At 63.0% G+C, this 24,830-nt stretch carries 20 protein-coding genes; 13 read left to right on the forward strand and 7 right to left on the reverse strand.

What is annotated here, in order from left to right; translation table 11 throughout:
• Nucleotides 1-74: 74 nt before the first annotated feature.
• Nucleotides 75-380: a hypothetical protein gene (locus PQQ96_RS29345; RefSeq protein ID WP_408299106.1), complete on the reverse strand. Its 306-nt coding sequence runs from the start codon at nt 378-380 to the stop codon at nt 75-77.
• Between the two features lie 426 nt (nt 381-806).
• On the opposite strand from PQQ96_RS29345, the gene PQQ96_RS29350 reads away from it, so the two are divergent.
• From PQQ96_RS29350 to PQQ96_RS29365, 4 genes are all read left to right on the forward strand, one after another.
• Complete coding sequence (locus tag PQQ96_RS29350; RefSeq protein WP_408299108.1) at nt 807-2,123, forward strand: MFS transporter; 1,317 nt, start codon at nt 807-809, stop codon at nt 2,121-2,123.
• Nucleotides 2,124-2,248: 125 nt separating this feature from the next.
• Entirely contained in the window at nt 2,249-3,937 is a 1,689-nt protein-coding gene (locus tag PQQ96_RS29355; RefSeq protein ID WP_408299110.1) for a GMC family oxidoreductase, read from the forward strand.
• A gap of 162 nt (nt 3,938-4,099) precedes the next feature.
• A complete protein-coding gene (locus tag PQQ96_RS29360) occupies nt 4,100-5,017 on the forward strand; it encodes a TauD/TfdA dioxygenase family protein (protein WP_408299112.1) in 918 nt (305 codons plus the stop codon).
• 38 nt (nt 5,018-5,055) lie between these two features.
• Nucleotides 5,056-6,477, forward strand: coding sequence for an aldehyde dehydrogenase family protein (locus PQQ96_RS29365; RefSeq protein ID WP_408299114.1), 1,422 nt, complete (start codon nt 5,056-5,058; stop codon nt 6,475-6,477).
• A gap of 85 nt (nt 6,478-6,562) precedes the next feature.
• Here PQQ96_RS29365 and PQQ96_RS29370 read toward each other — a convergent pair whose 3' ends face one another.
• Together PQQ96_RS29370 and PQQ96_RS29375 are read right to left on the reverse strand one after the other, a co-directional pair.
• A complete protein-coding gene (locus PQQ96_RS29370; protein WP_408299116.1) occupies nt 6,563-6,913 on the reverse strand; it encodes a BON domain-containing protein in 351 nt (116 codons plus the stop codon).
• Nucleotides 6,914-7,000: 87 nt separating this feature from the next.
• Nucleotides 7,001-8,164, reverse strand: a complete 1,164-nt coding sequence (locus PQQ96_RS29375) for a porin (protein ID WP_408299118.1) — start codon at nt 8,162-8,164, stop codon at nt 7,001-7,003.
• Nucleotides 8,165-8,486: 322 nt separating this feature from the next.
• Between PQQ96_RS29375 and PQQ96_RS29380 the strand changes: the two genes are divergently transcribed.
• The 9 genes from PQQ96_RS29380 to PQQ96_RS29420 all read left to right on the forward strand — a co-directional run bounded on the left by PQQ96_RS29380 (nt 8,487) and on the right by PQQ96_RS29420 (nt 19,604).
• Nucleotides 8,487-9,101 carry a DUF2889 domain-containing protein gene (locus PQQ96_RS29380; RefSeq protein WP_408299120.1) on the forward strand — a complete coding sequence of 205 codons (615 nt, stop codon included), beginning with the start codon at nt 8,487-8,489 and terminating at the stop codon, nt 9,099-9,101.
• A gap of 141 nt (nt 9,102-9,242) precedes the next feature.
• Nucleotides 9,243-12,083: a winged helix-turn-helix domain-containing protein gene (locus tag PQQ96_RS29385; protein WP_408299122.1), complete on the forward strand. Its 2,841-nt coding sequence runs from the start codon at nt 9,243-9,245 to the stop codon at nt 12,081-12,083.
• A gap of 251 nt (nt 12,084-12,334) precedes the next feature.
• The gene (locus tag PQQ96_RS29390) at nt 12,335-14,224 is read left to right on the forward strand and encodes a feruloyl-CoA synthase (protein ID WP_408299124.1); all 1,890 of its coding nucleotides are present in this window, start codon (nt 12,335-12,337) and stop codon (nt 14,222-14,224) included.
• 45 nt (nt 14,225-14,269) lie between these two features.
• Nucleotides 14,270-15,409 carry an acyl-CoA dehydrogenase family protein gene (locus tag PQQ96_RS29395; protein ID WP_408299126.1) on the forward strand — a complete coding sequence of 380 codons (1,140 nt, stop codon included), beginning with the start codon at nt 14,270-14,272 and terminating at the stop codon, nt 15,407-15,409.
• 30 nt (nt 15,410-15,439) lie between these two features.
• Nucleotides 15,440-16,624 (forward strand): lipid-transfer protein, encoded by a 1,185-nt coding sequence (locus PQQ96_RS29400; protein ID WP_408299128.1) that lies wholly within the window; start codon nt 15,440-15,442, stop codon nt 16,622-16,624.
• A gap of 27 nt (nt 16,625-16,651) precedes the next feature.
• Nucleotides 16,652-17,092: a MaoC family dehydratase N-terminal domain-containing protein gene (locus tag PQQ96_RS29405; RefSeq protein ID WP_408299130.1), complete on the forward strand. Its 441-nt coding sequence runs from the start codon at nt 16,652-16,654 to the stop codon at nt 17,090-17,092.
• 12 nt (nt 17,093-17,104) lie between these two features.
• Entirely contained in the window at nt 17,105-17,518 is a 414-nt protein-coding gene (locus PQQ96_RS29410) for a MaoC family dehydratase (protein ID WP_408299132.1), read from the forward strand.
• Nucleotides 17,519-17,544: 26 nt separating this feature from the next.
• A complete protein-coding gene (locus PQQ96_RS29415; protein ID WP_408299134.1) occupies nt 17,545-18,369 on the forward strand; it encodes an SDR family NAD(P)-dependent oxidoreductase in 825 nt (274 codons plus the stop codon).
• Nucleotides 18,370-18,524: 155 nt separating this feature from the next.
• On the forward strand, nt 18,525-19,604 hold the full coding sequence (locus PQQ96_RS29420; RefSeq protein WP_408299136.1) for an MBL fold metallo-hydrolase: 1,080 nt from the start codon (nt 18,525-18,527) through the stop codon (nt 19,602-19,604).
• Nucleotides 19,605-19,689: 85 nt separating this feature from the next.
• Here the strand turns inward: PQQ96_RS29420 and PQQ96_RS29425 are convergent, their stop codons facing one another.
• The 4 genes from PQQ96_RS29425 to PQQ96_RS29440 all read right to left on the reverse strand — a co-directional run bounded on the left by PQQ96_RS29425 (nt 19,690) and on the right by PQQ96_RS29440 (nt 24,742).
• Nucleotides 19,690-20,637: an electron transfer flavoprotein subunit alpha/FixB family protein gene (locus PQQ96_RS29425; protein ID WP_408299138.1), complete on the reverse strand. Its 948-nt coding sequence runs from the start codon at nt 20,635-20,637 to the stop codon at nt 19,690-19,692.
• A gap of 10 nt (nt 20,638-20,647) precedes the next feature.
• Nucleotides 20,648-21,397, reverse strand: a complete 750-nt coding sequence (locus tag PQQ96_RS29430; RefSeq protein WP_408299140.1) for an electron transfer flavoprotein subunit beta/FixA family protein — start codon at nt 21,395-21,397, stop codon at nt 20,648-20,650.
• A 39-nt stretch (nt 21,398-21,436) separates the two neighbouring features.
• On the reverse strand, nt 21,437-22,597 hold the full coding sequence (locus PQQ96_RS29435; protein ID WP_408299142.1) for a CaiB/BaiF CoA transferase family protein: 1,161 nt from the start codon (nt 22,595-22,597) through the stop codon (nt 21,437-21,439).
• Nucleotides 22,598-23,173: 576 nt separating this feature from the next.
• The gene (locus PQQ96_RS29440) at nt 23,174-24,742 is read right to left on the reverse strand and encodes an AMP-binding protein (RefSeq protein WP_408299144.1); all 1,569 of its coding nucleotides are present in this window, start codon (nt 24,740-24,742) and stop codon (nt 23,174-23,176) included.
• Nucleotides 24,743-24,830 lie beyond the last annotated feature (88 nt).

The raw sequence follows: 24,830 nt of genomic DNA on the forward strand, positions 1-24,830 counted from the left end.
CGTTGGCGCAAAGTCATCTTCGAGGACTGTCGAGATACACACTGCGTCGGTCTCCAAATTTTTTAAAATATGTCCTACATCAAGCTCACGGAGCCTGACATTTCACTTCGATAACCAAAGTCCGTGCACGGCGAGGCCGGCATTCGCGCGACATTCATCGCCGGACGCTTCTTTTCGGGGGGAAATACGTGCCACGAGCCGTCTTCGTGGCGGAAGAAAATAATCGACAGGTCGCCCGAGGGCCGCGCCGATTCCACGCAGGCGTAACGCCAGCGGTTCGTCCGGCAATACCCGAAGCGCGTGACGCGCACACGCATCTGCGAACCCGGCCTCAGCCACCGTTCGACCAGACCGCGCAACGACGATTGTTCGGTTCTCAATGCGACTCCACTTGTCCCAGACCAGCATCCATGCATAGCGCCACGTGCGCGACGGCGATTGACTAAACATCCCCCGTCCATGCAAAAACTCCGGCATCAACGATAAGCCCGCGTCGCTTCAACGCCACTACCCCGATCGGGTGGAGCGCCGGTCATGGCGCGCAGCACGGCCCAGCGAACAAGGTTTTCCCTGGACTACCTGTTCCGGGTGGTTGCCCCCCCTCCCCAAACCATTACCGTGACGCTACAAACCAGCAGTACCGGGACGGACAGCGAAGTCCACCAGGGAAAAAAGATTAAAGGAGACATAGATGGAAACAAGGAGCCCCGCGGCCACCGGCGCCGCGCGGTCAAGCACCGTCGCTCGCGTCGAGTCCTTTCCGGTGCGCCCCGACGCGACGGCACCGTACGTCAATGAGACTGCCCATGACCGCTTCCTCTGATTTCCGGGCACGATCGGCATGGACGATGACCCTCCTGCTGACGGGTCTCGCCCTGATCAATTTCCTCGACAAAATCGTGCTGGGGCTGGTAGCCGTCCCGCTGACGGCCGAACTGCATCTATCGCCGGAAAAATTCGGACTGGTCGCCGGCAGCTTTTTCTGGCTTTTTTCGACGTCGACTGTCCTGGTGGGATTTCTTTCAAACCGCTTCCCGACCCGCTGGTTGCTGCTCGCGATGGGCCTTAGCTGGGCGCTGCTCCAGGTGCCGCAGGCCATGACGACGAGCGCGGTTGGGCTGCTGATCTGCCGCGTCATGCTCGGGGCCGCCGAGGGACCGTCGTTTCCGGTGTCCGTGCATGCGCTGTACAAATGGTTTCCCGACCGCAAACGCAATCTGCCGGTCGCGATGATCAACCAGGGGGCGGCCATGGGGATGTTGCTGGCTGGCCTGCTGATCCCGCTCGTCACAAGACAGTGGGGCTGGCGCATGAACTTTCTGCTACTCGGCGCGGTGGGCGCGATATGGAGCGCGCTGTGGCTGTATTTCGGTCGCGAAGGGGACCTCGGCAAGCAGCGAGCCGCCTCCTCCCCGCAGAGCAATGTGGACCGGAGCTCGGCGACCGCGCCATCGTACCGCCTGCCCTATCGGCGGATTCTGACGGACCGTTCAATCCTCTGCGTGTTTGCACTGGGATTCACGGCCTACTGGACGTTGGGCCTGACCCTGACATGGCTGCCAACCTACCTGGAAAGGGGTCTGGGTTTCACTGGTGTCGAAGCAGGCCGCTGCTTTGCCGTCGTGATCGCAACGGCCACGCCGGTCAATGTCGGACTGAGCTGGCTATCCCAGCGCATGCTCGAACGCGGCGCCACGACCCGCCGGGCGCGGGTTCATCTGATCTGTCTGAGCGCCGTCGGCGGCGCCCTGATCTACATCGTGCCGACGCTGTTCCATCTGCTGCCCCTGCAGAAAGTGGCGCTGCTGGCAATGGCATGTGCGTTGCCGACGCTGAGTTTCACGCTCGCTCCTGCGCTGCTCGCCGAAATGGTGCCGGACGTCCAGCGCGGTTCATTGGTCGCCATTCACACGGCGCTCGCAAGCCTTGGCGCCGCATTCGCACCCGTGGCGATGGGCCGGCTCGTCCAGCTGTATGGCAGCGGCAATAGCCATGCGTATGAACTCGGCTTCGTGGTGAGTGCCGCGCTGTTAACCGTCTCCGCGCTCGCCGCGCTGCGCTGGCTTCATCCTGAGCGTTCGCACAGGATGCTGAACCATTTTGTCACGCAAGCCGCGGCATAACTGACATAAGCGGACACAAGCGGACACAAGCAGACATCCCGCGCATCTGGCTCGCGTGACGGGCCGGCAGCTTCCGGGCGAAACCCCGATCGCAGCGCGAGCTCCATTCAACCGACAAAGGTGTCATGAACAAACCTGGAAAAGGCGCTGACAACAAAGCGTTCGCAGCGGAATACGACTATATCGTCGTCGGCGCAGGTTCGGCCGGCTGCGCGGTGGCCGCCCGACTGGCGGAAGATCCCGCGGTCACGGTCGCTCTGCTGGAAGCCGGTCCGCATGACCATCACATCAGCGTATGGGCTCCGATCGGCCTGGCAGCAACGGCGAGAAAGGCTGGCCCGCGCAACTATGCGTACCACACCGAGCACCAGGCCGGCCTTGACGGCCGGCCTTCCTTCCAGCCGCGCGGCCGGGGGTTGGGCGGCAGCTCGTCGATCAATGGCATGGTCTATATTCGCGGGCACCGCAACGACTACGACGAATGGGCGAGCCTCGGTTGCTCAGGCTGGGGCTTCGACGACGTGCTGCCCTACTTCCGCCGCAGCGAATGCAATCAACGCGTCGCCGGACGCACCGACGATCCGTGGCACGGTGGCGTGGGCCCCCTGCACGTCAGCGACCTGCGTACGCCCAATCCGTTCTCGCAGCGTTTCGTCGCAGCAGCGCAGCAGGCCGGCTATCCGCTGAACGCAGACTTCAACGGCGCAGAGCAGGAAGGCGCCGGCCTCTATCAGGTCACGCAATATAACGGCGAGCGCTGGAACGCGGCGCGCGCTTATCTGCATGGCGGAAACGCCCGCGATGCCGGCCTGAACGGCGGCCGTACGAACCTCGACGTGCTCGCGGATACGCACGTGCTGCGCCTCGCGTTCGAAGGCAAACGGGCAAGCGGCGTCAGCGTAGTGCGAGCGGGTGTCAAGCAGACATTGCGCGCCCGGCGCGAAATCGTCCTTAGCTGCGGCGCTTTCAACTCGCCGCAACTCCTCATGACTTCCGGCATCGGTCCGGCGGAGCATCTGCGCAGCCTCGGCATCGATGTGGTGCAAGACCTGCGCGGCGTCGGCGAGAATCTGCAGGATCACCTGGACGTCATCGTCAACAAACAGGTGAAGTCCACCGATCTGTACGGCTATTCGACGGCCGGTTTTCTGCGGCTCGCCTCCGAGGTGTTGCGTTACCGGCGCGATCGCACCGGCATGATCAGCTCCAACTTCGCGGAAGCGGGCGCCTTCGTGAAGAGCCGTCCCGACCTGGCCCTCCCGGACTTGCAGTTGGCCTTCGTTCTCGCGTTGCTCGGCAATGGCAGCGTAGCGAACCGCCGCCAACTGGGGCATGGTTACTCCTGTCATGCTTACATCCTGCGCCCCCAGAGCCGCGGCAACGTGCGGCTGCGCACCGCGGACATGCGTGACACCCCATTAATCGACCCCCGCTTTCTGTCGGCCGAGGCGGACCTCGAAACGCTCGTCGCCGGTGTCAGGATCGTGCGCCGCATCTTCGCACAATCGGCGCTGGCCAACGCGGGTGGCAAGGAATTGCACACCGACGACTTCGGACCGGACGATTCGAACGAAGACGCGATTCGCGCGTTCGTGCGCAGTCGCGCCGATAGCGTCTATCACCCGGTCGGCACCTGCAAGATGGGGATCGACGAGATGGCGGTGGTCGACCCGAGCTTGCGCGTGCGCGGTATAGAAGGTCTGCGTGTGGCCGACGCGTCGATCATGCCGACGCTGATCGGCGGCAACACCAACGCGCCCGCCATCATGATCGGCGAGAAAGCTGCTGATCTGATCCGCGCCGGCGGCAGCTAAACCCTCGCCGGCTGCGTGTGGCCCAGGCGGGCTGCACGCCGATGGAAGAAGCAGTAATCAGGCTTACGCGAATCGCGTCCGCCTATCAGCAACTGCCCGCCAGCCGCGGCGACGAGACACGTCCCGCGGTGTCTGCGGGCTCCAGTCAAACGGAGACATGACATGCAAGCAACAGCGACCGCCCCCAATCCTGCAACGACGCAAGCGGATTCCGAAGCCTGGCCGTTCACCGTCGAGCGTTACACACCCACCATCGGTGCCGCGATTGGCGGCATAGACCTGCGCAATCCGCTCGATGACGCGACCTACCTGGCGCTGCGCCGCGCGCTGTTGAAGTTCAAGGTGCTGTTCTTCCGCGACCAGGACATCAGCCCGGCACAGCACGTCGCGGTGGCGCGGCGCTTCGGTGAACTGGAAGTCCATCCCGCGTTTCCGCATCATCCGGACCACCCGGAACTGGTGATACTGGGTCGCAACGACAAGACACGCGGACGTGAAAATCTCTATCACTCCGATGTCTCGTGGCGCGAGATCCCGTCGATGGGTTCGATGCTGCGTTGCGTGCAATGCCCCGAGGTGGGCGGCGACACCATCTGGATCAACATGGTGGCGGCTTACGAGAATCTGCCCGATGACGTCAAGGCGCGCCTCTCGAACCTCAAGGCAGTTCACGATTTTCTCCCGCTATTCGGCATTGCCGTTCCCGAAGATCAGCACGATGCGATGCGCGTTAAATTCCCGCCTGTCGAGCATCCGGTGGTACGCATCCACCCGGAAACCGGTGAGAAAATCCTCTACGTCAACGAAGCTTTCACCACTCACCTGTCGAATTACGGCCGCACGACGGCGCGCGATTATCGCATCGGCTTCGACTACAAGCTCGCCGAAATGGATCTGCTGCAGTATCTGTTCCGCCAGGCCCAGGCGCCCGAATACCAGGTCCGTCTGAAATGGCAACCGAACACCATCGCGTTCTGGGACAACCGTTCGTGCCAGCACTACGCAGTGCAGGACTACTTCCCAGCGCCACGTCACATGATGCGTGCGACAGTGATCGGCGATCGCCCAATCAGCGCTTGAGATCCGGAAGCATCCCCGGATAACCTGAGGAAAACGAAATGAAAATACTGAACAGCTTCTACATCGACGGCAAATGGGTCGCCCCCTCCACCGGCAGCACGCTGATGGACATGGTCGATCCGGCCACGGAGATGCTGACAGGCAAGCTCGCGATGGGCACCGTGGAAGATGCCGACCGTGCCGTCGCCGCCGCGCGCGCTGCGTTTCCGGCCTGGTCGGAATCGAGCCGCGAGGAGCGGATCGCCCTGCTCGAACGGATTATCGAACGGTATCGCGCGCGCCTCGACGATATCGCCGAAGCGGTGCGCACCGAGATCGGCGCGCCCGTCACGCTATGCAAGAATCTGCAGGCGCCCATTGGTCTCGCGCAACTCCAGGCGGCGCTGGAAACGCTGCGTACCTTCGAGTTCGAAAGCAGCCACGGCAAGAGTTATGTGCGTCGTGAAGCGGTCGGTGTCGCGGCGCTGATCACGCCATGGAACTGGCCGCTCAATCAGATCGCCGCCAAGGTCGCTCCGGCCCTCGCGGCGGGCTGCACGATCGTGCTGAAACCGTCCGAAATCTCCGCGCTGGACGCGATCGTCTTTGCCGAGATCATGCACGAGGCCGGCACACCGGCCGGTGTCTTCAACATGATCTATGGCGAAGGACGCGTCGTGGGATCGCGCCTGTCCTCCCATCCCGACGTGGACATGGTGTCGATCACCGGTTCGACGCGGGCCGGTGTGGAAGTGGCCATCAGCGCGGCGCCCACAGTCAAACGGGTCGCGCAGGAACTCGGCGGCAAATCGCCCCTCCTCATCCTTGACGACGCCGACCTGCAGGCCGCCGTGACGAGCGGCGTAGCCCAATGCATGGTCAACTCCGGGCAGACCTGCGTGGCGCCGACACGCATGCTGGTGCCGCGGGATCGATATGACGAGGCGGTTACCATCGCCGCCGCGGTCGCCAACGCGGTGAAGGTGGGCGACCCGGCGGACCCCGCCACGAAGATGGGCCCGATCTCCAACCGCGCGCAATACGAGAAGGTGCAGCACATGATTCGCGTTGGCATCGAGGAAGGCGCGCGACTCGCCGCCGGCGGCCCCGGACGCCCGGAAGGACTCGAACGCGGTTTCTATGCCCGGCCCACCGTCTTCGCTGACGTACGCAATGACATGGCCATCGCGCGCGAGGAGATTTTCGGCCCGGTGCTCGTGATGATCCCGCACGACGGCGAAGAAGAAGCCATCGCGATTGCCAACGATACCGACTTTGGTCTTGCCGGCTACATCGCCACCAGCAATCCCGAACGCGCACGCCGCGTGGCTGCCCGCCTGCGGGTCGGATCGGTGCGGATCAATGGCGCCATGCTGGACATTACGGTGCCCTTCGGCGGCTATAAAACATCCGGCAACGGCCGCGAGTATGGACACGAGGGTCTCTCGGAGTTCCTGGAGTGCAAGTCGGTAACGATCTGACGTGTTGCGCGTATTGTCGTGAAAAAGGGCTGCTCATTTTCGATGAGCAGCCCTTTTCGCTACGGCAAAGATGCCTGAAGTGCGGTTACAGCGTAGACAGGGTCAGCGCATTCGTCACCGACTTCACACCCTCGACACCTTCAGCCACCTGAGTCGCCAACCCAACCTGCGACTGTTCCGGCACGGTTCCTTCCAGCGTCACAACGCCGTTACGCGCGCGAACCGTAATCGCTGCGACTCTGAGTCCTTTCGTCTTGCTGAGCGCGCGAAGCACATCCTTTTGCAGCGCACGGTCGGCGGCCTTGAAGGCCTTCGCGTCGGATGCGGCAGGCTTTGCGGTTGCGGAAGCCGCAGCGCTTTCCTGAGCAGACAGGTTCAGAGACGTCAGCACGACGAGCGCGCCGCAAACAAGGCGGATTGCATGGGTAGCTTTCATGGATACTCTTTCCGTTTTTTCGGTTATTAGATAGAACAGGCTGGCAAGCGGCCTCAGAGTTCAACGCCGCCCGCCGCATGAATCCCGTTAAAAGCGATGCGTCATCCCCACTACCGCGACGACCTGCTTCGAACCGGCAGCTACGCCCGTCACGCCAGGCCAGCTCATGTTCGCGCTGCCGTTGTTCTTCAGGTAGCCCGCGCGCATGTAGAGGCTCGTGCGCTTCGACAAGCTGTGATCGACGCCAACCTCGATACCCGGAGTGTTGTCGTGAACACCTCGCACGTCCCGTTCGATGCCGGCGATCTCGATGTTATCGGCAGCCGTGGCCTGAATCGTCGCACCCAGCTCCATGATGCTGTACGCGTGGACCAGCGAGTCAAGCGGAAGCTTCACCGCGGGCGTAATCGTCACGAGCGCGCCGGCAGGCGGATCCTTGGGCCGATTATATGAATAGTTGAACGTGAAGTTTACGATGCCGAGGCGATAAGCGATCGCGCCCGTAAAGTGCTCGGTTGCCATCAGATTGAAGCTGGTCAGCAAGGTCGGCGCCGTGGCGACCAACGGCGCCGTCTCCTGCGAGCCGTGCTGATATTGATAACCCACGCCCGCGTAGAAACCATAGCCCGAGTAGTTCGCGGCCAGATCGAGCATCGCGCCTGACGAGACCGGCACCGGCTGGGTCACTGTCGACGGCATCGCGTACATCGCATAGAAGTGCGCACCTCGCAGATCCGGCGACGTATAGACGATCGAATTGCTGGTCCGCCCGGAAACGTACTGCGTGGCGAGGGTCGACTTGTCCGTGGCGCTGGCCAGGTCGGCCGCCGCGAGCGGCGACATCACTTCGTTGCCGCGGAACGGGTCGGTAAAATAAACCGCCCAGAAGCTCGGCTGGTATTGACGGCCGAATGTCAGCGAGCCATACGTGTTGTCCTTCAGCCCCACCCACGACTGGCGATAGAACATCGCAGTGCTGTCGGCAAAAAAAGCGCCGTTGTTGATGTTGAAGCCGTTTTCGACGTCGAACACCGCATTCCATCCGCCGCCGAGATCCTCATTACCCTTCAAGCCGAATAAGGAACCGGTCGATCCGCCGCTTCTTTCGGAATACGAATGGTTGCCGCCATTGTCAAGGTACTGAACAAATACGTCGGCCACCCCATACAAAGTCACACTCGACTGGGCCATTGCGCCGCCCGCGGCAAGCAACAATGTAGCCCCGCAAATACCCTGACTCATGAAACGCATGCATGTCTCCTTGTTATGTTTGCAGAATGAGGGCCGCGCCATCGCACGGCCAATCATTGCGAGCCCATATTGCAGGGAGGTTCGGACAGATCACCTACCCGAACCGAGGGGGGACGGGAATACCCCGAGCGGGGAAGGCATCGCGCAAACGCGATGCGTTTCACCACCCGGTTCGGGTCCGGGCGAATTTATTCAGGCATACAGAGCGCGTACCGGGCCTCTCCACCCGATCCGGGTGGCGACTGCATGATGGATTTCGACGAGAGTCAGTCCTGATGTGCCAGGCGCCAATCGAATGAACTCCTCTACAAGCGAGATAGCTATGTCCGAAACCCGATCGGATCAATCCATGCGGCGGCTCGTGCATGCCCGCCGCATCGTCTGCATGGGATATGAGCGGGACGACGGCCTGTTCGACATCGAGGGCAGCATGGTCGATACGAAAGGCCATGATTCCGATCTGCTTTTCAAGGTCGTGCCGGCCGGCTCGCCAATTCACGAAATGCGCCTGGTTGTCACGATCGACGCACAACTCGTGATTCGCCATATCGAGGCCCATACCGACGTCGGCCCGAGCCGCTTTTGCGCCGAAATCAATGCGGCTTACGGCAGCCTGAAGGGCCTCTCCATTGGCGCGGGCTTCATGAAAGAGGTGAAAAACCGTCTCGCCGGCCCAAGCGGCTGCACGCATTTGACCGAGCTGCTTGGCCCCATCGCCACGACGGCCATTCAAACGCTGATGGGCTTGCGCAGCAGCACTGCCAGAAAGAGCGCGCCGGCTGACAACGCGAGCAGCGCTCAGGCACATCCGATGGTCGACAGCTGCTATGCGTGGCGCGCCGGCGGCGATGTCGTCAGAATTGTGTCGCAGCGCAAACACGGCGCCGCGCACACTGAAGGTCAAGCTGGCGCCCAACGCGCCGATCAAAAGGGATGAGTGAGCGGATGACGGCGAAAGACGCCGCCTTCCGTGTGTGAAAACGTTACCTGTGCTGCGCTACAATGTGCCAACACTCATTTCGTCCTTTGGCTGGCGCCGACGCGGCGCGAAACCGGGGCGCGCAAAGCGCAGGTCACCATGCCGCAGAATCCCCGTCCCGAGGACCAGGGCCGTGCCAACCCCAGCACAGCAAAATCCAAAGCTGATCCCAGGTTGATTCCGCCGCGCGGCGCCGCGCGCATCGTCGCGCGTGAACGGCTGCTCACGCAGTTGCTCGACGCAAGGCGCAAACGTTGCGTGGTCCTTCAAGGGCCCGCCGGGTGTGGCAAGACAAGCGTGGTGATTGCATGGCGCGAGGCGCTGCTGTCGCTCGGCTTCGATATCGCCTGGCTGACGCTCGCACCGGAAGACAACGACCTCACGCACTTTCTCGACTACCTCGTCGCAAGCCTCTCTCAGGTCGACCCCGCCATGTGCCGCGAAGCCACGTTGCTGGGCGGCCGCGGCATGGACGACGAAGCCGTCGAACGCACGGTGATCGCGCTGGTACGCGGCATCGCCAGCCATCCCAACGACGTCGTGCTGGTGCTCGACGACCTGCACCACGTCGCCAACGCGCGAAACCATGAAGCGTTGCAATGGCTGCTCGACTACGCGCCGGCGAACCTTCATCTCGTGCTCGTCTCGCGCGGCACGGTACCCCTTTCGCTGGGACGTCCGCGCGATCAGGGACTCGTGCTGGAACTGGACATGCGCGACCTGCGCTTTACGGCTGCCGAGTCCGAAGCATTCCTCAAAGCACAGCTTGGCGAGATCGATCAGCGCGATGCACGGCGCATGCACGAACAGACAGATGGCTGGGTCGCAGGCCTGCAACTCTTCGCCATGCGACTGAAAAAAAAGAAGCAAGGCGCGGAGGACAATACGTCGGCCGATTCGCTCGCGCACGCCCAGCTTCATGACGCCCGCGGCTTCGCTGAATATTTCGAGCGCGAGGTGTTGTCGCGCCTTGCCCCCCCGGAGGTGGAACTCCTGGTCAGAATGGCGAGCTGCACGCGGTTGTGCGCGCCGCTATGCGTTGCATTGATCGGTGATGAGCAATCGCCTGCCGAAGTGCATGCGCTGCTGGCAAGACTGGAAAGCGACAACCTGTTCATCGCCCCCATCGAAAGTGCAGGCAGCGAGACATGGTACCGACTGAATCCCCTCTTTCGCGAAACACTGCTCGAGCGCTTTCACGCCCGCAGCGAACTGCATCAACGCGAGGTGCATCTGGCCGCGTGGGTCTGGTTCCGCGATCACGAGCAACCCGACGAGGCGGTGCGCCATGCGTTGCTCGCCGGCGAATCGGCGGCCGCGGCCGACCTCGTCCTGCGGGTCGCCCGCACCATGCAGATCAAAGGTGATCTGCGCAAGCTGATCGGGCTGATCCGCCTGCTACCCGTCGCCGAAGTGCAGACCCGCATTGGCCTGCGGCTATGGATGGTGCATCTGCATCTGTATGCACGTGAATTCGACGCCTGTGCCGCGGGCATTGCCCGTCTGCAGGGCGACATTCCCGCAAGCGACACGCATTCGCGCTACCGTCTCATCCTGTTGCAGGCCGCGCTTGCGGTGCAACGCGACGACACGGACGAGGCCATGTCCGTCTTGCCGCTGATGCAGCAAATCCCCGCGGACGCCGATAGCCTGACCGTGGGCGGACGCAATAACCTGCTGTCGTGGGTCTACATGCGACGCGGCGAGTACGAAGAGGCACGGCGCATTCAGCGTGAGGCACCGCATCTTCTGGTGGACGGCCAGCCGATCATGGGCACGTCGGCCGGCCTGTTGAACGGCCGCTGCATCGCGGGGTTCAGCTATGCGCTGGAAGGCAAGTTCATTCAGGTCGAGCGCATCAGCCGTGACGTGCTGTTCGAGGCCGATCAGCGTGGCAGCGCCGCCGCGGAAGCCGCGTGTTTCGCAGCCGCGCTGCTCGGTGAAGTGCTATACGAGTTCAGCGACCTGGAGGCGGCACGCAAACTGCTGGAGGACCGCATCGACGTGCTCGAGCGCGTGTCCATTCCCGACTCAGTGCTGCGCGTCCTGACCGTGCTGTCGGCGGTTCACTGGGTAGCCGGACACCGGCTGGACGCCTTCGCGTACCTCGAACGCCTCGAGGAATACGCTTTGCAGCACGGCTTGCAGCGGCTCGTCGCCCACAGTGTGGCCGAGCAGATCCATCGGCATCTGTTATGCGGTCAGTTCGATGCAGCAGAAGCCGGACTGGCGCGCCTTGACATGATGGCGGCACGGTTCGCGTCCACGCCGTCGGGAACCATCGCGGAAATCCACGCGATGGCAGAACGCTCGCATATCGACTGGTGTGTTGCCCACGAGGATTTCGAGGGCGCCGCGATGCGCCTTCAGTTGCTGATTCCCTTTTGCGAAACGCGCGGCTGGCAACGGCATGTCGCCTATTTCCAGATGCAAGCCGCCGTGGTCGATGCCCGGCGCGGCCGAACCGACGCCGCGCGCCACGCCGTACTCGCGGCGCTGCGCCGCGGCCATCGGCTCGGCCTGGTGCGTAGCCTGCTCGATGCGGACCCCGGCGCACTGGATCTCATCGTGAAGGTCGTGCAAGGCGAGCCACACGACCCGGTATTGTCCTTTTATGTGAGTCGGCTGCAAGCCGCTCACCAGGCGACCCTCAGCAGCGGCGCGGCGCCGACGCTTCAGAGCGCCGGCCGGAGCGCGCCCATTGTCGGCGCTGAGATGCTCAGCGAGCGCGAAACCCGCGTCGTAAGCTTGCTCGCGCAGGCATTGCCGAACAAGAAAATCGCCCGCACGCTCGGTATCTCGCCTGAAACCGTTAAATGGCACTTGAAGAACATCTACGGCAAGCTTGGCGTGACGAGCCGCGACGAGGCGGTCGCACGCGTGCGCGACTTCGAACTGGGTTCGCCACCTGTTAGCGGCACGGCCGACGAGGCAGACTGACGCGCCAGCAGGCGCGCTGAGGCATCCCGCTGCGTCCAGCCATGGATCCAGCTCATGCCTCCATGAGAAACGCCCCTGCAGGCCGCAAACCCGAGGCCTCGCGCCACCCACCTTGGGTGGTTCCGTTGCGGCCAGGACACACTATCCTACAACTCAAGAAGTTGCCGCAGCCGATTCGCGGCAGGCGCACCCCATAAAACCCAATGCCAGTGCGCACCATGACGCGCACTGAAGCTCAGGAGACAGGCGTAATGACTACGCTCACGGCTGATGAATACGCGGTAGCCCCCTACCGTCCCGTACGCTTTCCGGAGCGGCGTCCGCTGGTTGAACGCCGTTCCGACGGCACGCTGATTCTGAGTTCGGCCAGCTCGCCCCCCAATATCACCGAGAACAGCTTCGCCGACTTCATTCCAGCCTGGGCAGCCCTCCGCGGTGACAGCCCGGCGTTCCGCGAACGGGATGAAAACGGGGCATGGCGCTCGATCAGCTGGCGCGAGCTGTGGCGGCAGTTGCAGACCGTCGCGGCCGCGCTTCTGGAAATGGGCTTGGGCCGGGAGCGTCCACTGATCCTGCTGTCGGGCAACTCGATCGAGCAGGCCGTGCTACTGCTCGCGGCCGAGTATGTCGGCATTCCTACTGCGCCGGTATCGCCCGCTTATTCGACGGTCAGCAAGGACTTTGCCCGTCTGAAAGGCGTGCTCGAACTGGTCCCGCCCGCAGCCGTGTTCGTGCAGGATGCAACGCAGTTCGAACGGGCCATCACGGCCCTCGCTGCTTTTGCACCCGCGCAAACACCGGTCATCGCTGTCCGCAACGGCGTCAACGCGCATCGCACATGGGCCGGCCTGCTCGCCACCGACCTAAGCCCAGCGCGTGTCGAGGCGGTCGCCACGGCGCATGCAGCGATTCGCGAGAGCGACACCGTTCGCGTGCTCTTCACATCAGGCTCGACCGGAACGCCGAAAGGCGTGCCGCTCGCCTACCGCAACTTCAAGGCGGTCGCGTCCTACTACGCCGACAACCTTGGCTGGCTTCGGGAATCCCAGCCCGTATTTCTCGACTGGCTGCCATGGCATCACGGCCTGGGCGGGGTCCTGAACCTCGGGCGCTCGATCCAGTTCGGTGCAACCCACCATATCGACGACGGCCGGCCGCTGCCGGGGCTTATCGAACGGACCGTGCGCAACCTGCGCGAAGTCTCGCCCACCATCTTCACCAGCGTGCCTTCCGCGTGGGCCGTGCTGGCGGGTGAACTCGAGCGCGACCCTGTGCTGGCCCGCAGCCTGTTCGCTGACGTGCAGTACTTCGGCTACGGCGGGGCGAGCCTGCCGACGGCCGTCTGGCACCGCATCCAGCAAGCCGCCGTCAAGACCGTCGGCAAACGCATCGTATTCTCCACGGGCCTCGCTTGTACCGAGACGAGCGGAATGGGTACCTATTGCGGCTGGCCATCCAGCGATCTCGGCAACATTGGCGGTCCGGTGCCCGGCTCGGAAGTCAAACTGCTGCCGCTCGAAGGCGATGACGGGCGCTACGAAATACGCATGCGTGGCGCCAATGTCTTCGCCGGCTACATCGGCAACCCTGCGCTCACCGCGGCTGCTTTCGACGAAGAAGGCTACTTCCGCCTGGGCGACGCCGTGCGCCTCGCCGACCCCGCCGATCCAGGCGAGGGTCTGCTGTTCGCCGGCCGGGTGGTCGAGGACTTCAAACTCACCAATGGCACCTGGGTACGGACGGGTGCGGTGCGGCTCGGGTTGCTCGACCTGTGTGCGCCGCTCATTTCCGACGCGGTGATCTGCGGCCACGATCACGATTTTCTCGCCGCGCTCGCGTGGCCGAATGTGGCGGCGTGCCGGCGCCTTTTCCCTGAGCTGGCCGAACTGGACACTGCAGCGCTGGTCAAGCATCCAGTCGTCGTCGCCGCGCTGCGCGATCGGCTCGCCTCGCAGAAAGGGGGTGGCGCCAGCCGGGCCGTCGAACGCGTGATGCTGATGGCCGAGCCCCCTTCGATCGACGCCAATGAAATCGCTGAAAAAGGCTACGTCAACCAGGCGGTCACCCGCGCGCGCCGCGCGCATCTGATCGACGAGCTCTATCACCCCGAGGTCGCCGCGCATATCGCCTGCGCGCGATAACCCCGTCCACGGACTAACGCCAGATTCATTTAAAGGAATTTAGTAATGCAAATCACCCGCACCGTTTTCCGTGAAGACCATGAAATGCTGCGCACCACGGTGCGTCGCTTCCTTGAGCGGGAGTGCGCTCCCAAACAGGCCGAGTGGGACAAGGCCGGCCGTGTCGACCGCGAGACGTGGCTAAAGGCAGGCCGCGAGGGTTTGCTGTGCCTCACGCTGCCGACAGAATACGGCGGCGGCGGCGGCGACTTCGGCCATGCGGCGATCCTCAATGAGGAAACGAATCGCGCCGGCTTGAGCGGCCTCGGCTTTGGCGTTCACTCGGACGTCATCGCCCCCTATATCGCCCGCATCGGCAATGAAGAGCAGAAGCAGAAATGGCTGCCGAAGACCTGTACCGGCGAGTCCATTCTCGCAATCGGCATGACCGAACCCGGCACCGGCAGCGATCTGAAGGCTATCCGAACTACCGCCATTCGCGATGGTGACGAATACGTCATCAACGGCAGCAAGACCTTCATCAGCAATGGCCTGAACGCCGATCTGATCATTCTGGTCTGCAAGACCGATCCCAGCGCGGGCTCCAAAGGTGTGAGCCTGATCGTCGTCGAAGCGACCCGTGAAGGATTCCGCCGTGGCCGCAAGCTCGACAAGGTCGGCATGCACTCGCAGGACACAGCCGAGCTGTTCTTCGACAACGTCCGCGTGCCCGTGACCAACCGTCTGGGTGAAGAGGGTAAAGGCTTCGCGTATCTGATGGGCGAGCTGCCGCAGGAGCGGCTCTCGATTGCAATCGGCGCTGCCGCAAAACTCGAAGCCTGTCTCGAGCACACGATCAACTACGTCAAGGACCGCCGGGCTTTCAATCAGACCGTGTGGGACTTCCAGAACACGAAGTTCAAGCTGGCCGACATCAAGGCGCAGGCGACCGCCGTGCGTGTGCTGGTCGATCACTACCTCGCCGAACACGTACGCCGGCGTCTCACGCTGGAAGAAGCCGCTATCGCCAAGCTGTTCGCCACCGAATCGCTCGGCAAGGCGCTCGACGACATGGTGCAGCTGCACGGTGGCTACGGCTACATGCTGGAGTACCCGGTGGCCCGAGCCTTCGCCGATGCGCGCGTCAACCGTATCTATGGCGGCACGAGCGAGGTCATGCGCGACCTCATCTCCCGCAAGCTGTAATCCGAACATCCCATACCAAGGAGCAATAATATGACTCGTAATGTCTTCGTAGCCGGCGTCGGCATGATTCCGTTCAAGAAGCCAGGCACCAGCGATCCCTATGACGTGATGGGCGCGGGCGCTGTGCGCGACGCGCTGGCCGACGCCGGGATCGATTACGCGGACGTGCAGCAGGCCTACGCGGGCTATGTGTACGGCGACTCGACCTGCGGTCAGAAAGCGCTTTACCACGTAGGCATGACCGGCATTCCGGTCATCAACGTGAACAACAACTGCGCGACGGGTTCGTCCGCGCTGTTTCTCGCGCGTCAGGCTGTGCAAAGCGGCGCGGTCGATTGCGCGCTCGCGGTGGGCTTCGAGTTCATGCAGCCGGGCGCGTTGTCGTCGAAGTGGAGTGACCGTGCACCGGCGCTCGAACGTGCGCTGAGACTGGTCAATGAACTGGTCGATCGCACCGATCTGCCGAGCGCGATTCGCCAGTTCAGCGGCGCCGGCCGGGCTCACATGGAAAAGTACGGCACGAAGCTCGAAACGTTCGCGAAGATTCGCGCGAAGGCGAGCCAGCACGCAGCGCGCAATCCGCTGGCCGTGTTCCGCACCGTCGTGACGCCGGAAGAAGTGCTGGCCTCGCCGATGATCTGGGAAGGCGTGCTCACGCGACTGATGGCCTGCCCGCCGACTTGCGGCGCAGCGGCCGCAATCGTGGTGTCGGAAGAATTCGCCCGCAAACGCGGCTTGCGCACCAATGTGCTGATTGCCGGCCAGTCCCTGACCACCGACCTCCCGAGCACGTACGACTCGCGCGACATGATCCGCGTGGTCGGCTTCGACATGACACGCGCCGGCGCTGCGCTCGCGTATGAGCAGGCAGGCGTCGGTCCGGAAGACATCGACGTGATCGAGCTGCACGACTGCTTCGCGCAAAACGAACTGTTGACCTATGAAGGTCTTGGTTTATGCGGCGAAGGCGAAGCGGAAAAACTCGTCAACGACGGCGACAACACCTATGGCGGCAAGTGGGTGGTCAATCCGTCGGGCGGCCTGCTGTCGAAGGGGCACCCGCTGGGCGCAACCGGCCTCGCGCAATGCTACGAACTGACGCATCAGCTGCGTGGCACTGCCGATCAACGCCAGGTCGAAGGCGCGAAGGTCGCGCTGGCGCACAACCTGGGGCTCGGCGGCGCGTGCGTCACGACCGTGTACAAGGCCGCCTAATGGGCCGCTTCTGACGGAGTGTTCGACATGATCGATAAAAAGCATATAGGCAAAGTCATTCCCGCGTTTCGCACCGTGGTCGAAGCGGGCCGATTGCGATTTTTCGCCAAGGCAACGGGCGAAACCAACCCCGTCTACTTCGACGAGTCCGCCGCCCGCGACGCGGGCCACCCCGGTCTGCCTGTGCCGCCCACCTTCCTGTTCTCAGTGGAACTGGAGCAACCGGACAAAAGCTGGCGCGACGAGATCGGCATTCAGGTCGCGCGCATCCTGCACGGTGAACAGTCATTCACCTATCACCAGATGGCGTATGCGGGCGACGTATTGCACTTCGAGTGCCGCATCGCTGACATCTACGACAAGAAAGGCGGCGCACTCGATTTCGTGGTGCGCGAGACACGCGTGACTAATCAGAAAGGCGAGCATGTGGCCGATTTGCGCAGCGTGCTCGTGCACCGCAACGGCTGAGGAGAGACACGAATGAGCACATTGTTCGACGACGTCAAGGTAGGCGACACGCTGCCGCCGCTGACGCTCGCGCCCATCAACCGCACGACGCTGGCGCTCTTTGCCGGCGCCTCAGGCGATCACAACGCGGTCCACATCGACCTCGACTTCGCGCGCCGTGCCGGCATGCCCGACGTATTCGCCCACGGCATGCTGTCGATGGCCTACCTCGGCCGTCTGCTCACGCTGTGGGTCGACCAGCGGCAACTGCGCCAGTTTGGCGTGCGCTTTGTCGGCATCACGCATCTTGGACACCAGATCACGTGCAGTGGCCGCGTAGTCGACAAGTTCGAGGCCGAAGGCGAGCGTCGTGTGAAAGTGGAGATTCAAACGGCCAATCAATATGGCGAACCGCGCGTCCTCGGCGACGCCGTGATCGCCCTGTAATTTGCATCAATCAAGGAGACGAAAACATGGGAAAGCTTGACGGTAAGGTGGCGCTCGTCACCGGTTCGGGTCGCGGCATCGGCCGCGCGATTGCGGAGAAACTGGCGAGCGAAGGCGCGCGCCTCGTCATCAACGACCTCGACGCCGACCCGGCGCACGAAACGGTCGAAGTGCTGAAGAAAATGGGCGTGGAAGCCGTAGCGTGCCCGGGCAACGTGAGCGCGCCGGACTTCGCCGAGCGTTTCGTCAACACGGCGATGAGCACGTTCAAGAGCATCGACATCATCGTCAACAATGCCGGCTATACCTGGGACGACGTGGTCCAGAAGATGACCGACGAGCAGTGGTACGCGATCATCGACTGCCACATGACGGCGCCTTTTCGTATCCTGCGTGCGGCTTACCCGCACATCAAGGCGCTGCATGCCGCCGACAAGGAAGCGGGCCGCGATGTGTACCGCAAGATCGTCAACATCTCGTCGACGTCCGCGCTCAACGGTAATGCCGGGCAGATGAATTACTCATCGGCCAAGGCCGGGGTGATCGGCATGACCCGAGCGCTCTCCCGCGAATGGGGACGCTTTAACGTCAACGTGAATTGCGTGGCATTTGGTCTGATCCACACGCGCATGACGATGGCCGACGCCCACGCTGGGGCAACCGTGCAGATCGAAGGACGCGATATCCGGGTGGGCGTCAATCCCGAAGCACTGAAAATGCACACGCAACGCAATCCGCTCGGTCGCGGCGGCACGCCGGAAGAAGCGGCAGGCGGCGTCTACCTGTTCTGCTCGCCCGAGTCGAACTACATCACCGGCCAGACCATCGCGGTCGCGGGCAATCTGCAGTAATGTGAAATGTCCCGGCTTTCGTCCGGGAGTTTGTCTTCGCCGGCATGCGTCAAAACGCATGCCGGCGTTTGCACTTCGAATCTTGAGCGCGCGTGGACTTCGCGCCGGCCGCTCACTCGCGCCATCCGTTGACCGACGTCTTGCGGAGCCCAACCATGACCCATGTCACTCGCACCGCGTCAGCCGCCAACGCGCTTCCTTCCGTAAGCTACCCATTCGATTCGCCGCCCACGCCCGGAAACGCACTGGAAGTCGCGCCAGGCGTGCAATGGATTCGCATGCCACTGCCCTTCTCGCTCGATCACATCAACGTGTGGACGATCGCGGACGGCGACGGCTGGGCCATCGTCGACACAGGAGCACGCACTGACGCCGCCACAGCCTTATGGCGTCGCCTTTGCACCGGGTCTTCCGCGAGCCGCCCTGTCACGCGCGTTTTCGTCACGCACATGCACCCCGATCACGTGGGTATGGCAGGCTGGCTTACGCGTACTTTCGACTGCCGCCTGTGGATGACTCGCCTCGAATATCTGAATTGCCGCGTCGCCGCCTCAGACACGGGCCGCGAAGCGCCCGGCGATGGCGTGGACTTCTATCGGCGCGCGGGCTGGAGCGCAGCGGCAATCGAGCTCTATCGCGCACGGTTCGGCCGCTTCGGGCAGCACATTCACGCGCTGCCGGACAGCTTTAGGCGCTTGCATGACGCGGAGGAAATCGTGATTGGCAAACACGTCTGGCGCGTGATCGTCGGCACGGGCCATTCGCCTGAACACGCGTGTCTGTATTGTCCGGAACTGAAGTTGTTCATTTCCGGCGATCAGGTGCTGCCACGGATCTCATCGAACGTATCGGTCTATCCGCTAGAACCGGACGCTAACCCCATGGCGGACTGGTATGCGTCGATCGCCAAACTGCAGGAACAGGTCCCGGACGACGTGCTGGTGCTCCCGGCCCACAACGACTGTTTCTACGGCTTGCACGCGCGTCTGGATCATTTGCAGCGCAGCCAGGACCGCAGCCTCGAACGGTTGCGGCAGGCGCTCAGCGAACCGCGGCGGACCGTCGATATATTTGGCGCGCTATTTGCTCGCACCATCAGCGAGTCGGATATGTCTCAACTCAGTCTCGCCACGGGCGAAGGCCTGGCATGCCTGAACTATCTGATGGGGCGTGGCGAAGTCAATCGCGAACTGCGCGACGACGGTGTGATGTGGTACTCGCTCGCGCAGACATGATCGCCGGCGCCGGCACAACATGCAAAACGGGGACGGCCACCGCATGGTGGCGCATCCCCGCGTAAAGCCGGTGTAACCCCGCAGATTATCCGAGGGCCGCCACGAGCTCCGGCACCGCGGCAAAGAGGTCCGCCTCCAATGCATAGTCCGCAATGGCAAAAATCGGCGCCTCAGGATCCTTGTTGATCGCGACGATTACCTTTGAGTCCTTCATCCCGGCAAGATGCTGAATGGCGCCCGAGATACCGCATGCGACATACAGTTGCGGCGCAACGATCTTGCCCGTCTGACCCACCTGCCAGTCGTTGGGCGCAAAGCCCGCGTCGACGGCCGCCCGGCTCGCACCCAGCGCGGCACCGAGTTTGTCGGCGAGCGGTGTTAGGACCTCGGCAAACTTCTCGCTGCTGCCAAGCGCGCGGCCGCCGCTCACGACGATCTGCGCGTCGCCCAGATCCGGCCGCTCGTTCTTTGCGACCAGTCGCTCGACGAAGGTGGACAGACCGCTGTCCGCTACCGCATCGACCATTTCAATCTGCGCGGCGCCGCCTTCGGCCGCGACAGCATCAAATCCGGTCACGCGTACGGTGAGTACCTTTACCGGATCGCTGCTTTGCACCGTGACGAGCGCATTACCCGCGTAGATCGGACGCTGGAACGTGTCCGGACTCACCACCCGAATAATGTCGGAGACCTGTGCCACGTCGAGCAGTGCCGCAACGCGCGGCGCCACGTTCTTGCCTGCGCTGGTGGCCGGGAACAGAACGTGTCCGTAACCCGCGGCGAGGACGACAACCTGTGCCGCGACGTTTTCAGCAAGACCATTGGCGAGATGCGGCGCGTCCGCATGCAGTACCCGCGCTACACCAGCGATAGCCGCGGCGGCTTTTGCCGCGCCCGCGGCCTGATGTCCAGCCACTAGCACGTGAACCTCGGCGCCGCATTGCAGCGCGGCCGCGACCGTGTTCAGCGTGGCCGTCCTGATCGAAACGTGGTCGTGCTCAGCCACGACCAGCACTTGATTTGATGCAGTCATATCGATTCCCTCAGATGACTTTGGCTTCGTTCTTGAGCTTCGCGACCAGCGCCGCGACGTCGGGCACCTTCACGCCCGCGCTGCGCGCGGCCGGCTCGACCGTGCTGAGCGTCTTCAGACGCGGCGCGACATCGACACCCAGTTGCTCCGGCGTCACCGTGTCCAGCGGCTTTTTCTTCGCCTTCATGATGTTGGGCAGGGTCGCGTAGCGCGGCTCGTTCAGACGCAGGTCGGTCGTGACGACTGCGGGCAGCGCAAGCTGGAGCGTCTCCAGGCCGCCGTCGATTTCCCGCGTGACGGTTGCGCCGCTTCCGGAGAACTCGACGCGGCTCGCGAACGTCGCCTGCGACAGACCTGCGAGCGCCGCCAGCATCTGCCCAGTCTGGTTGCAGTCGTTATCGATGGCTTGCTTGCCGAGAATGATCAGCTGCGGCTGCTCCTTGTCGACCAGCGCCTTCAGCAGTTTGGCGACGGCGAGCGGCTGCAGCTCGGCGTCGGTTTCGACCAGAATGCCGCGATCCGCGCCGATCGCCATGGCTGTGCGCAATGTTTCCTGACACGCATTCGCGCCGCACGACACCGCGATCACTTCGCTCACTACGCCCTTTTCCTTCAGACGCATCGCCTCTTCAACGGCGATCTCATCGAACGGATTGATGCTCATCTTGACGTTGGCGAGATCGACGCCCGAGCCGTCCGACTTCACCCGTACCTTGACGTTGAAGTCCACCACGCGTTTGACCGCGACCAATGCTTTCATTTGTTGTCTCCAGAACCAATCTTTCTTTTTTGACGACGCTTACGCTTCGGGCTGATAACCCAAGCCGTGCTCGCGCATGCGTGCAACAGCGGCTTCGTCGAAGCCCCAATCGCGTAATGCGGCAAGGCCGTGTTCGCCGCGCTGCGGCGCCGGCTTCGCAATCGTCGAGGGCGTCGCGGAAAAACGCGGTGCGGGAGCGGGTTGGACCACACCGGCCACTTCGACAAAGCTGCCGCGCGCGCGATGCTGCGGATGCGACGGCGCTTCCGAAAAACTGAGCACTGGCGCCACGCACGCGTCGCTGCCTTCGAACACCGCACACCACTCGTCACGTGTGCGCGTGAGGAAGGTCGCGCTAAAGCGTTCGCGCAGCACAGGCCAACCGCTTCGATCGTGCTGCGCCGGCAGGCCGGCATCCGCGAGTCCGAGCCTGTTCAGCAGTTCCGCATAGAAGCGCGACTCGACCGCGCCGACCGCCATGTATTGACCGTCGCGCGTGCGGTAGCTGTCGTACCAGGGCGTACCGCCGTCCAGCAGATTGCTGGCGCGCTCTTCCCGCCAGTTGCCTGATGCGAGCAGCCCCCAGATCACCGAGCCGAGCTGCGCCGCGCCCTCGATCATCGCGGCGTCGACGACCTGGCCTTCGCCACCGCGCTGCACATTGAACAACGCCGCCACAACACCCAATGCGAGCAGCATGCCGCCACCACCGTAGTCGCCCACGAGGTTCAGCGGCGGCACCGGCGGGCCGTCAGCGCGGCCGATGCCTGACAGCACGCCGGACAGCGCAATGTAGTTCAGATCGTGCCCCGCCCGCTCCGCGAGCGGACCTGTTTGCCCCCAGCCCGTCATGCGCCCGTACACGAGACGTGGGTTGCGCGCCAGTGCGGCTTGCGGCCCGAGACCGAGGCGCTCCATCGTGCCCGGACGAAAGCCCTCGATCACGACGTCGGCGCGCGACATCAGATCCAGCGCGGCTTCGACGGCCTCGGGTTGCTTCAGATCAAGCGTGACCGAGCGACGGCCGCGCCCTGTGACATCCACACGCTTGCCGTTGGTCTTCGGACCCAGATCGGCAGGCGGCAGCGGCCGGTCGATGCGCAATACGTCCGCGCCCATGTCGGCCAGCAACATGGCGCCAAACGGCCCTGGGCCGATCGCCTCGAATTCCAGCACGCGAATACCGCTCAAAACACCCATTGTCCCTCCACTCTCCGTTTTGCATGACGGTGCGCCACGCGCACCGCTGTTGGTTGGCGCCCACTATTGAAGTCGGCCTTGCCTGAATAGCAGTAAGCCAGAATGCGCGCAAACCGGCACCACCCCCGCCGGGTGGCAGGGCGGATTAATTGACGGCGCGTAATATGTCTGCGCGGATCAATCTAACTGCCACTGATACCGCGCGGGCTCATTTTCGACAAACCGCTGGACCGCGTCCTGATGAAAGGCACGCTCCATGCATATCGCTTGAGCCATCGCCTCCTGGGCATACACGCTGCGGCGATCAGGTTCGAACGTTCGATTCATCACGCTTTTTGCCATCCCAATTGCCCGGTTGGTGCTTCATGGAGCCGGCTTGCGAGCATCAGAGCGAACACCGGCCGATTCGTCGTTAGCACCGCAGTGGCGCCAGTTCGAGTCACGTCCAACACTGCCATTCGCACTTTCCTCCCAGAAATCAATAACGCATCTGCACCAGCGCTTCGAAATGACGACCGGGCGGTCGCCAGCCTCAACCCGGGTCTCAGCGGACCGGAAGCGATACATGACGTGTCATTAGCCAACCTGGCGATCGAGACCAGCCCAGTACTTTGCGCGAATGGCTTTCTTGTCGACCTTGCCAATTGCTGTCAGAGGCAAACCAGTTTCGAAGACTATGGACTTCGGCGCCGACACAACGCCCTTGCGTGCCGCAACGAACTCAATCAGCGCGCGTTCGCTAGCCGTCGCCTGTGGCTTCAGCACGACCACGGCGGTAACCGCTTCGCCCCACTTCGGGTCCGGCACACCGATCACCGCAGACATGGCTACCGCTGGATGGAGCGCGAGACAGTTCTCCACTTCGCTGGAATAGACGTTGAAACCGCCGGAAATAATCATGTCCTTGGCCCGGTCGACCAGATACAAAAAACCTTCGGCATCCATACGTGCCATGTCGCCCGTGTGCAGCCAGCCTCCGGCGAAGACCCTGTCAGTTTCGTCCGGCCTCTTCAGGTAACCCGACATGACCAGCGACCCACGCACGCACAGCTCACCGATCTCACCGGGTGGCACTTCCGCGTGATCAGCGTTGAGCAGTTTGACGTCGTTGCCGGGAAGTACACGGCCACAGGAAGCCAGCAGATGCGGCCTCGCAAGATCGTGCTCGTCCGCGCGCAGATAACTCACCGTCATTGGGGCTTCCACCTGACCATATATCTGCCCAAAAATCTGACCGAACTTCTGCAGGCCCTCTGCCAGACGCGCGGGCGTGATGGGAGAAGCCCCGTACCAGAGACGTTGCAGACTCGCCAGGTTGTACTCGCCGAGGACCGGCGAGTCGAGCAGTCCGTAGATCTGGCTGGGCACAAGAAACGTGCAGGTAATGCCGTGGGCTTGAATAGTCTCGAGGAATACTTGCGGATGATACTTGTCCATAAAAAAGACAGTGCCACCGAGCAAAAAGGTGGGGAGGATGAATGCGCCCGCTGCATGGGAGATCGGCGTTGCAGCCAGAAAACGAGGTTGCGCCGGCCATTCCCAGCACGCCAGTTGCTGCAGTGTCATCGTTACGATTGTGCGATGCCGCTGAAGCACGCCCTTTGATTGACCCGTCGTGCCGCCGCTATAGGAGATCTTGGCAATGTCGCCGGGCTGGGTGTCGTACTCCACGTCGGAAGTATCCATGTTGGCCGAGGCCATCCGGATGTCTGTTCCAAACGAAGACGGGCCCAGCGTGAGCACGTGCTCGACGATGCCCCGGCGTGCCAATGCGGCCCCGTGCCCGGCATAGCGGACAGCGTCCACCACCAGCGCTTTCATTTCGCTATCGCGCAGCACAAAGGCATGGTCCTGTTCGGAGCCAAGCGGATGTAGCGGGATAAGACGCAGTCCGAACAGTTGCGCGGCGATCAGCACGACGACGGCGTCAGGACTGTTGCCTGACAGTAGCCCGATGCCATCCTGGTGGCGAAGTCCGATGGACTCAAAATAAGCCACCATGCGTTTGCAACGGGACGCAAGCTCTTCATAACTCAACCGTACGCCGTCACCGACAAGGGCTTCGCGCGACGCAAAGGCCTTAAATGCGGAACGGTACAGTGCGCCTACCGTGGCGCCTTCATGCGGGGCAATCTTGCTGGGCATTCCAACGTCCTCTTTTTGCTGTAGCGCCCGGGCACGCGAGCACGCTGGGTCAGGCCGGTGCCCGGGATCGTTACGCTGCCTCTCGTCA

Source organism: Paraburkholderia sediminicola (genome assembly GCF_046027825.1).
Lineage (GTDB): Bacteria > Pseudomonadota > Gammaproteobacteria > Burkholderiales > Burkholderiaceae > Paraburkholderia > Paraburkholderia sediminicola_D.

What these genes read in the sequence shown, in the direction of transcription:
- PQQ96_RS29350 (WP_408299108.1), top strand. Translation starts at nt 807, where the DNA reads ATGACCGCTTCCTCTGATTTCCGGGCACGATCGGCATGGACGATGACC.
- PQQ96_RS29355 (WP_408299110.1), top strand. Translation starts at nt 2,249, where the DNA reads ATGAACAAACCTGGAAAAGGCGCTGACAACAAAGCGTTCGCAGCGGAA.
- PQQ96_RS29360 (WP_408299112.1), top strand. Translation starts at nt 4,100, where the DNA reads ATGCAAGCAACAGCGACCGCCCCCAATCCTGCAACGACGCAAGCGGAT.
- PQQ96_RS29365 (WP_408299114.1), top strand. Translation starts at nt 5,056, where the DNA reads ATGAAAATACTGAACAGCTTCTACATCGACGGCAAATGGGTCGCCCCC.
- PQQ96_RS29370 (WP_408299116.1), bottom strand. Translation starts at nt 6,913, where the DNA reads ATGAAAGCTACCCATGCAATCCGCCTTGTTTGCGGCGCGCTCGTCGTG.
- PQQ96_RS29375 (WP_408299118.1), bottom strand. Translation starts at nt 8,164, where the DNA reads ATGCGTTTCATGAGTCAGGGTATTTGCGGGGCTACATTGTTGCTTGCC.
- PQQ96_RS29380 (WP_408299120.1), top strand. Translation starts at nt 8,487, where the DNA reads ATGTCCGAAACCCGATCGGATCAATCCATGCGGCGGCTCGTGCATGCC.
- PQQ96_RS29385 (WP_408299122.1), top strand. Translation starts at nt 9,243, where the DNA reads ATGCCGCAGAATCCCCGTCCCGAGGACCAGGGCCGTGCCAACCCCAGC.
- PQQ96_RS29390 (WP_408299124.1), top strand. Translation starts at nt 12,335, where the DNA reads ATGACTACGCTCACGGCTGATGAATACGCGGTAGCCCCCTACCGTCCC.
- PQQ96_RS29395 (WP_408299126.1), top strand. Translation starts at nt 14,270, where the DNA reads ATGCAAATCACCCGCACCGTTTTCCGTGAAGACCATGAAATGCTGCGC.
- PQQ96_RS29400 (WP_408299128.1), top strand. Translation starts at nt 15,440, where the DNA reads ATGACTCGTAATGTCTTCGTAGCCGGCGTCGGCATGATTCCGTTCAAG.
- PQQ96_RS29405 (WP_408299130.1), top strand. Translation starts at nt 16,652, where the DNA reads ATGATCGATAAAAAGCATATAGGCAAAGTCATTCCCGCGTTTCGCACC.
- PQQ96_RS29410 (WP_408299132.1), top strand. Translation starts at nt 17,105, where the DNA reads ATGAGCACATTGTTCGACGACGTCAAGGTAGGCGACACGCTGCCGCCG.
- PQQ96_RS29415 (WP_408299134.1), top strand. Translation starts at nt 17,545, where the DNA reads ATGGGAAAGCTTGACGGTAAGGTGGCGCTCGTCACCGGTTCGGGTCGC.
- PQQ96_RS29420 (WP_408299136.1), top strand. Translation starts at nt 18,525, where the DNA reads ATGACCCATGTCACTCGCACCGCGTCAGCCGCCAACGCGCTTCCTTCC.
- PQQ96_RS29425 (WP_408299138.1), bottom strand. Translation starts at nt 20,637, where the DNA reads ATGACTGCATCAAATCAAGTGCTGGTCGTGGCTGAGCACGACCACGTT.
- PQQ96_RS29430 (WP_408299140.1), bottom strand. Translation starts at nt 21,397, where the DNA reads ATGAAAGCATTGGTCGCGGTCAAACGCGTGGTGGACTTCAACGTCAAG.
- PQQ96_RS29435 (WP_408299142.1), bottom strand. Translation starts at nt 22,597, where the DNA reads ATGGGTGTTTTGAGCGGTATTCGCGTGCTGGAATTCGAGGCGATCGGC.
- PQQ96_RS29440 (WP_408299144.1), bottom strand. Translation starts at nt 24,742, where the DNA reads ATGCCCAGCAAGATTGCCCCGCATGAAGGCGCCACGGTAGGCGCACTG.